Below are 282 nucleotides of genomic sequence, written 5' to 3' on the forward strand. Positions count from 1 at the left end.
GGCGTCGCGATCCTTGACCAGGCATTCGACCGCCCGGCCGTATTTGGCGCGGTATTTTTCGGCAAAGACGTCGATCGCCGCTTCGGCGGACGTCCGGTTCGGCGCCCAATAGACCTCGCGCAGATCCTTCTTCATGGCGGCCTGCACCGAGAGCGGGACCTTGTCCAGGACATTGACGGCCTTGTGCACCCAGCATCGCTGGTGCCGCGTGCCGGGACAGACCTCCTCGAGCGCCTTCCAGAAGCCGAGCGCGCCGTCGCCGACGGCAATTTCCGGGGCGAT

1 protein-coding gene is annotated in these 282 nt (G+C 66.0%); it reads right to left on the reverse strand.

What is annotated here, in order from left to right; translation table 11 throughout:
* Window positions 1–282 (reverse strand): transposase (locus tag AC5ZG5_RS46580; RefSeq protein WP_496165619.1); only part of this gene is annotated, 282 nt, incomplete at both ends.

This window comes from Bradyrhizobium sp. Ses1, assembly GCF_059512365.1.